Below are 8,102 nucleotides of genomic sequence, written 5' to 3' on the forward strand. Positions count from 1 at the left end.
CATGACTTTTTATGACACAGAATTACACTGGAGGAGTGTCTTCTGCATTCTTTGTATTGCTTGCTGCAATGTCTTTGTGCTCACTGCTAAATTAATCCGCATATAACCTTTCCCTACCTCGCCAAAACTCAGGCCATCGTTTAGCCCCAGTTTGCAGTCGTTGATTAGCCACGCTTTTAGCTCTTGTTGGTTGTCGAACATTTCAGAGAAATCCAGCCACACTAGATAGCCTGCTTGCGGTTGCATGACGTTGACTTTCGGATAGTGTTCAGAGAGGAAACCGCTAAAGGTTTGGATATTGTTTTGCAGGTGCTGTTTTAATAATGGCAGGTATTCACGGCCTTGTTGTGAATAGGCGGAAATAGTCGCGTGAAGGGCAAAGGTATTGAGGTCATGAATTGAATTCTGCTGGCAAATTTGCGTGTACTGTTTGCGTAGTTGGGGGTTGTCAATAATCGCATAGCCGACCTGAAGACCGCCAAGATTAAAGGTTTTGCCGGGGGAGGATAGGGTAATGGTTTGTTGTGCGATGTCTTCCGATAGGCTTGCCATTGGAATATGTTGATGTGGCGCAAAAGTTAGGTCGGAATGGATTTCGTCGGAAAGAATCACGACGTTATGACGCAAACAAATCTCTGCCAATTGTTGCAGTTCTTCTTTGGACCAAACGCGACCGGATGGGTTTTGCGGATTGCAGAACAGCAAAAGTTTCACGTGAAACTTTTTGATGGCGGTTTCAATGGCGGCAAAGTCCATTTCGTAGCGCTCATTATTCAAAACTAATGGTACTTCGATGGTTTGCCGGCCATTGGCTTGCGGTGCGTTAAGAAACGGTGGATAGATTGGCGGCATTACCAAAACGCCATCCCCCGCTTGGCTGAAAGCTTGCACTGCCATAAAGAAACCGTTGGCGACATTATGGGTGAAGCGGATATGGCTGCCTTGCACGACATAATGGTGTTGCGCTTGCCAGTCGATAATCGATTGATATAAGGTTTCGGGCATTAGGTTATAGCCTAAAACGAGGTGTTCGAGCCGTTGTTGTAGCGTCTCGATAATAAACGGCGGCGTGGGTAAATCCATATCGGCAACCCACATCGGCAGGACATCGTCGGTGCCGAAAAGCCTTTGCCGTAAATCGTATTTTTCGGCAAAGGTATTTTCGCGGTTTATTGCCTGCGTAAAACCTTGTTCAATCGCCGCGATATGCTCGCGGCTTAAATGCGGATTGTCGGCTGTAACAGGCGAGTTTAATTCGGCTTTTAACGTTTTTTCCATAGCGTGACTTGCGATAACGTATGTTGGAATTTACGACGGGTCTCGCGAATCACAAACGGAATGTCTTCTGCTTCGCGAATCATCTCAAAGTCATCCGCTAGCAGGTTCTGTAGAGTCTCCAAGGTGGTGACGTTTTCGCCGCTCTGGCTATCCTTATAGCCGCCAAGCCAGTTTTCTTTCTGAGTGAAGGTTTCGTCCCAGCTATATGGCGACGAAACCATCAGCAAGCCACCGTTATTGAGACGATGTGCCACATCTTGCAGGAATTTCTTAGGCTCATACAGACGGTCTAACAGATTGACGGCCACAATCATATCGTAACCGGTGAAAATCGGTTTCATATTGCTGGCATCTTGCTGAAGAAATTCACATTTGCTGGCGGTTTTTTCTAAATCCAAATCACGTAATGTTTGTTCTTTAAAATCCATAATCTCGCCTTCTTGCGGGATGGTATAAAGAATCGAGCCGGTGGTTTGCAGTTGGTTGGCGATACGGATAAAGCGTGCAGAGAAGTCTAGGCCGGTAACCTCATTGAAGTACTTCGCCAGTTCAAAACTGGCGCGACCGACTGAGCAGCCGACTTCCAGCACGCGTAAATCGTTGCGTTGATTGAAGTCCGCATCGGCTTTGATGGCATCGATTGCGTAATTGGCATAGGTTTTCGCGAAGTTCGGCACATTGAAGTATTCGTCACCGAAGTGGAATTCGCAGTACTGTGCCACTGAGCTATCGGTCTCATAGGTTGAGAATTCGGTTTGTACGCTTGCATCGGATTCAATATAGCGGAAGCCGGCATGTTGGAAGAAGTGACGACGGAATGCATATCGCGAATGGCCGTTGATTTCATTACCGGTGGAGATCCAGCTACCGCCCTTAAAGATATTGTGTTGGTTGTCGTAAGTTGGCGTAGTGAAATCGTCGTATAGCGGGTGTACCTTAAAGCCGTCAAACGGGTAAATTGGCGTTTGCGTCCACTGCCAGACATTGCCGAGCACATCATAAAAATTTCCGGCTGCACATTGATCTACCGGCGTCGAAGAGGCGTGTTTTTGTAGATTCCAGTTAGCATTATCTTGATATTCCATAGCGTTGCTGAAATCACGCAGACGTAACCACTCGTCTTCGCTTGGTAGGCGAATTGGTTTGCCGGTTTGTTCGGCTTTCCAGCGACAGAAAGCACTGGCTTCATGGAAGTTGACTTCGGCCGGCCAACTCGACGGCATAGCAATCTCTTCGGTCATGCAGCGCAGATACCATTCGCCATCTTTTTGCAGCCAAAAAGTTGGATGCTTGACCGGCGAGTAGTCGCGCCAGCGATTGCCTTCTTCATCCCAGTATTTATCGTTTAAGTAACCATCGGCGTCAATAAATGCCAAGAATTCTTGATTGCTGACCAGATATTTGCTGGCTTTGAACTCTTGCACAAAAGCTTGATGTTGGCCGTATTCGTTATCCCAGCCATAGTATTCGGCCGGGTCTTGGTTATTGATGACCACATCGCCGGCACTGACCGATAATAAGTCGTTTTCTGGCGCTGGGCTGTCTTGATCTGGGCAGATAGGGAAAAGCTCGCTTGATACGACCGATTCAATCGGTAGCTGACGAATTAAAACCGATGAGGTTTCCAAGTGGATACGTTCATGTTCGATGCCCATCATTACCGGCCACAGCGGGCTTTGCCAGTCAATAGGCATTGTGAATTCGGTATTGTCTATTAGGTCATTGACTGCGGCGCGAACTTGGTCTCGGTAGTTGCGCACGTCTTGCACGCTTGGCCACTCGTAATGAGCATCATTTAAATCGTCCCACGACATCTCGTCGACGCCAACCGCACACATCGATTCGATTTTTGGGTCGATACGCTCGGGTAGCAGTTTTGCCAGCACAAGTTTATTGGTGAAGAAGGTGGCCGTATGGCCGAAGTAGAAAATCAGAGGGTGGCGTAAACTGCATGGACGAAGATAGTAGGCTTCGTCATTCGCCAACGTATCGAACAGCGCTTCGTAGACATCAAAAGTTTGGTTGAAATAGGCTTTGATCTCTGCGCGCTTGGCTTCTACATTGCCGCGGTTCAGTACGATATTGTGTGAGATTAACTGGGTTTGCTGAGAAATCGGCATCGCTTTAGTAAAGGCGTCGATTGAGTATGCAGTTTCCATAAATCTTCCTATGAGTTTTCTTTAGAAAATAAAAATCAATCTAAGCATCCTAGCATGATTTAAATATCTTTGTATAAGTTGTGTATATGAGCTGAAAGAGTATTTGATGCAAATGTGCCAAGAGGTGTTAGGAGGGGGTAATAAAAAACCCGCGCAAGGCGGGTTTAGAGCGTTAGGCAATCATTTGGTTTTTCAGCTTGTTGAGGGCTTGTTTCTCAACTTGGCGAATACGTTCCATCGAGACGCCGTATTCTTGTGAGAGTTCCTTCAAACCGACTTTATTTTCCGATAGCCAGCGTTTTTGCAAAATGTCGCGGCTGCGTTCGTCTAACGTAGCCAAGGCATTTTGCATGCGTTGCATTTCATATTCCGCTTGGCTTTCTTGTTCGATAACTAACGCAGGATCGGCTTCTTGACTGACTAATACCGGGAAAGTAGTGTTTTGGTTGTCGTCATCTTCAGGCAGATCAACCGAGATGTCTTTACCATACAGGCGGCTTTCCATTTCCAGCACGTCTTTACGAGTTACACCGAGTTCATTCGCAAGCGCATCGGCGTCTTTATTGCCGAACCATTCAAGCGATTTTTTGCTGCTACGTAGTTTAAAGAACAGTTTGCGCTGGGCTTTTGTGGTTGCAGTTTTAACGATACGCCAGTTACGGATGACATATTCGTTGATTTCGGCGCGAATCCAATGTACGGCGAAAGTCATTAGTCGAACGCCTTCTTCTGGATTAAAGCGTTTCACTGCTTTCATCAAGCCGATATTCCCTTCTTGGATAATATCGCCTAGAGGTAAGCCATAACCGTTATAAGAACGGGCAACGGGTACCACATAACGTAGTGATGAAAGAATTAATTGACGGGCTGCATCCAAATCTTTCTGGTAGTACAGACGTTCAGCCAACTCGCGTTCTTCGTTGGCGTTTAACTGATGGATGGTTTGCACAGTGCGTAGATAAGCCTCCAGGTTTTTACCCGGTGCCATATCTAAAACAGAAGCAGGCGCAACAGCCAGTTCATTTCTAGAGACGTTGGTTTTAGCTAATAAGTTAGCGGACATACTCTATTGACTCCAAAGTTAATCAGTTATCCAGCTATTCAATATACTGACAAATTTGAGGTATTTCAAGAGAGCGCAGAGCTTATTTCATTATTTGTTAATATTTGGAGTAAGTTCTGTAAAAACAGGCGTTTACATGTTTGGTGGAGAGTCTCAATACCACTGATTGTAGTGGTATTGAGAGGGGAATGAAGCTGTGACAGTAACGGTTTACTAGGCTGTCATTTTCTCGGCATCTTGCATTGAGATAACCCAAGCTTCTTGGATTTCGTTTAGGATTTGGATAGCCGCTTCAAGTTGCTCTGTGCCGGTTTCGTGCACAGATGCTTGTAAGCATTGGTCTATATAATAGTAAAGCGTTTCTAAGTCGTAAGCGATGTTGAATTTAAAATCTAGTCGATCACGTAGTGCATCAATAATGCTTGTCATACGCCCTAGATGAAAGCCTTTTTCGGTAAAGCTGCGGCTGTTGTGGCAAGCAATTGCGAGAGCGCCTTTATGAATAGCACCTTCAAGTAGTAGTAATATGGTATCTTCTGGGTTGTTTGCCAGAGCTTTTTCTTGCTCTGGATCACGCTGATACTCTGTCAATACAGAGTTCTGAACATAACTTTGCATAGCTTCAGTTGTCATAATTAAGTTCCCCTTTGTGTCTAGCGGCCAAATGTCCAGTGCTGGCAATGGCAATATTGTTTTCAACAAAGTAAAGATTTTGCTGTTTATTTCAGGTAAGCATTGGCTGTGCCAAAAAAGAGTATTCACTGGATATGGTTTTTAAGGGGGTGTTTAACTACTACCAGTTGTGCTTGTTTTTCAGAGGGGAGCAAAAGTTACCGGTGTTTTTAATTAGGAACGGTACGGAAGGGAGGTCGTTAGGCAAAATTTGCCGCTTAATTTTTTAAGCGGCAAGGCTTTGGTCAATTTTATCTAGAAAGAGACGTTAACTGATGCGGCAACGCGTTTTGCTTTTTCGATAGCGCTTTCGATGTCGTTGTCGCGTGCTAAGCCAACGCCCATGCGACGGCGGCCAGCGATTTCCGGCTTACCAAACAAGCGGATTTGTGTATTTGTTTCCGCTAAGGCTTCGTCCAAATTACTGAAATTGGTTTGCGTTGAATTACCTGTCGGTAAAATGACAGATGATGCACTTGGACCATGTTGAACGATGTTTGGAATCGGTAGGTTTAGAATGGCGCGAACATGTAAGGCGAATTCCGATAAATCTTGTGAGATTAATGTAACCAAGCCCGTATCATGAGGGCGAGGTGAGACTTCGCTGAAATAAACATTGTCGCCTTTAACGAATAGCTCAACTCCGAAAATACCGCGACCGGTATCACCGCATAGTGCATCCGTTACTTTGCGAGCAATGTCTTGCGAGCTTTCTAACGCAGTTGTTGTCATTGGTTGTGGTTGCCAAGATTGACGATAATCGCCGTCTTCTTGGTAGTGACCGATAGGTTCGCAGAAGCTAATGCCGTCTTTATGACGGATGGTCAGTAAAGTAATTTCGTAATCGAAATCGACAAAACCTTCAATAATGACGCGGCCTTTACCGGCGCGACCACCTTCTTGAGCGTAGTCCCAGGCTTTTTGAATGTCATCGGTAGTTTTAACAACACTTTGTCCTTTTCCTGACGAGCTCATAATTGGTTTAACGACGCATGGCATACCAACACGTTTAATAGCAGCAGTAAAGTCTTCAAGGTTGTCGGCAAACTCATAAGCCGATGTGCTTAGGCCTAGTTCTTCGGCGGCCAAACGGCGGATACCTTCACGGTTCATCGTTAATTGTGTTGCACGCGCATTCGGGATAACGCGAAGACCATCAGCTTCAAGTTCTGCCAAGGTGTCGGTCGCGATCGCTTCGATTTCCGGAATCACCATGTCCGGTTTTTCCTGTTCAATCAGTGCGCGAAGTGCATCGCCATCTAACATATTAATGACGTGACTTCGGTCGGCAACTTGCATTGCCGGGGCATTGGCGTAGCGGTCTACAGCAATAACTTCGACGCCAAGACGTTGTAGTTCGATTACGACTTCTTTGCCAAGCTCGCCAGAGCCACAAAGCATGGCGCGAACCGCTGTTGGAGAAAACGGGGTACCGATAGTAGACATAACCACTCCTTAAGTAATGTGTAGGTTGCAATGCAGGGCGGGATTGCTTGCGTGACAAATTTGGCACTTATTATAAAAGAAGGTTTTCGGGATAGGGTAAAAGAGTGGCGTATTCTGAATAGGTTTACAAAATAAAAAGGCGCGGTATGGGAACTGCGCCTTTTTATGGGGGGATTGGTTAATAATTAGCCAATTTTAGACATTAAAGAGAAACTCTTAATAAATGGGCCTGCCATTGATGGATTTTTGATCATTGCGCCAAAGTCGCCAGAGTTGAATTTTAACTTTCCTGTGGCAACTGCCATGCCCATTGAAGTCATGCCTAAGGGCTTTTTCATCCATTTTTTCCAATTGTCAGTGTCGGCGCGCATATCCCAGTCAGCGCTTTCGCCATTCCAAGAGCCTGCTCGAACACATTCGCCGTTTTCAACGACAAAAACCCCCGTTGGGCTGTTGTCACCTTTAAAACCGCAACAAATGGTCGAGCTGAAATTGATCTCAGCTAATTTATCTTTAACTTCTGGTTCGCTGTTCCAAGCGTCCTTAAGTTGATTCATCCACTCTTCTGAAAAAAGATCTGCCATGTTAGTAGCCTCAAATTTTGTTTTGTTTACATCTTATTTGTATTTTGGCGCTGCTTTTAAAAAGCGTTGTTTGCGCCGGCTAGGTGCCTAGGGAAGCGCAGAACAAGTCCAAATGACCTCAGGCAAAGTAAAATTTAGGCTAAGCAAAGCGTCTGTTTGCAGTCATGTCTAGACCTGGCAAAAACAGACAACACCGCTTAGACAAATTTTACCAAGCCGCTGTCTCGACTTACCCCTTCGGGCGCCGAGTTCTTCGTTTGGGCGAGGCCTTGAAGAGTCACTTCGTTGTTAGCGTTCTCAACCATAACTAAGGCTATGCTTCTCAACCGCTGCCTAGAATTTATCTCTTCAAATTCCTCGTTGAAGTCAATGGGACTTATTCTGTGTTCCCTTAGGTAATAGGTAAGCCGAGTACATATTACTTACTTGCTTTAATCCTGAACAATAGGAAATCTTTATCCAGTCTTTATGTATTTGAATGCCGTGTTATTACCTAGTAAGAAATTTATCTATAAAAAATGTTATAAAAAAGTAAAAAAAAATTAAGGAAGAAGGTTATTTATTTACGAGGAAATTGTGAGTATATTGGTTGCCCTTGCGCGTTACTTAGTAGTGGGATCTGCGAATAAATTTTTGGGTATAGATAAAAATTTATTCGCAGGTCTCTTACTTTATAGAGAAACCTAGTAAGCGGTCAAAATTGACTGTGATTGATGTGTCGTGAGACACCTATAGAGAATAATCAATCTACTACATCATTTCTTTCAATTGGTTATTGGAAGAAGTGAACTCTATTATGTACGCTGAATTTAATTCAACTCCAACCATAAAGGGAGCATTTAACTATGGCACAAACATTTGATGCTGGTGTACAAGATTACCAGTTGACTTACTGGACTC

At 44.9% G+C, this 8,102-nt stretch carries 6 protein-coding genes; all 6 read right to left on the reverse strand.

Going from position 1 to position 8,102, the window contains the following annotated elements:
- Positions 1 to 9: 9 nt before the first annotated feature.
- Complete coding sequence (locus tag J3998_RS09420) at positions 10 to 1,278, reverse strand: MalY/PatB family protein (protein WP_208150410.1); 1,269 nt, start codon at positions 1,276 to 1,278, stop codon at positions 10 to 12.
- Positions 1,263 to 3,437 carry a 5-histidylcysteine sulfoxide synthase gene (gene ovoA / locus J3998_RS09425; RefSeq protein WP_243750684.1) on the reverse strand — a complete coding sequence of 725 codons (2,175 nt, stop codon included), beginning with the start codon at positions 3,435 to 3,437 and terminating at the stop codon, positions 1,263 to 1,265. The genes J3998_RS09420 and ovoA overlap by 16 nt, the downstream gene beginning before the upstream one ends.
- 172 nt (positions 3,438 to 3,609) lie before the next feature.
- Positions 3,610 to 4,500 carry an RNA polymerase sigma factor RpoH gene (gene rpoH, locus J3998_RS09430; protein ID WP_208150411.1) on the reverse strand — a complete coding sequence of 297 codons (891 nt, stop codon included), beginning with the start codon at positions 4,498 to 4,500 and terminating at the stop codon, positions 3,610 to 3,612.
- Positions 4,501 to 4,713: 213 nt separating this feature from the next.
- A complete protein-coding gene (locus tag J3998_RS09435) occupies positions 4,714 to 5,133 on the reverse strand; it encodes a flagellar protein FliS (protein ID WP_208150412.1) in 420 nt (139 codons plus the stop codon).
- Positions 5,134 to 5,427: 294 nt separating this feature from the next.
- Complete coding sequence (gene purT / locus J3998_RS09440; RefSeq protein ID WP_208150413.1) at positions 5,428 to 6,618, reverse strand: formate-dependent phosphoribosylglycinamide formyltransferase; 1,191 nt, start codon at positions 6,616 to 6,618, stop codon at positions 5,428 to 5,430.
- A gap of 185 nt (positions 6,619 to 6,803) precedes the next feature.
- On the reverse strand, positions 6,804 to 7,202 hold the full coding sequence (locus J3998_RS09445) for an SCP2 sterol-binding domain-containing protein (protein WP_208150414.1): 399 nt from the start codon (positions 7,200 to 7,202) through the stop codon (positions 6,804 to 6,806).
- Positions 7,203 to 8,102 lie beyond the last annotated feature (900 nt).

This window comes from Thiomicrorhabdus marina, assembly GCF_017571465.1.
GTDB classification, from domain to species: domain Bacteria; phylum Pseudomonadota; class Gammaproteobacteria; order Thiomicrospirales; family Thiomicrospiraceae; genus Thiomicrorhabdus; species Thiomicrorhabdus marina.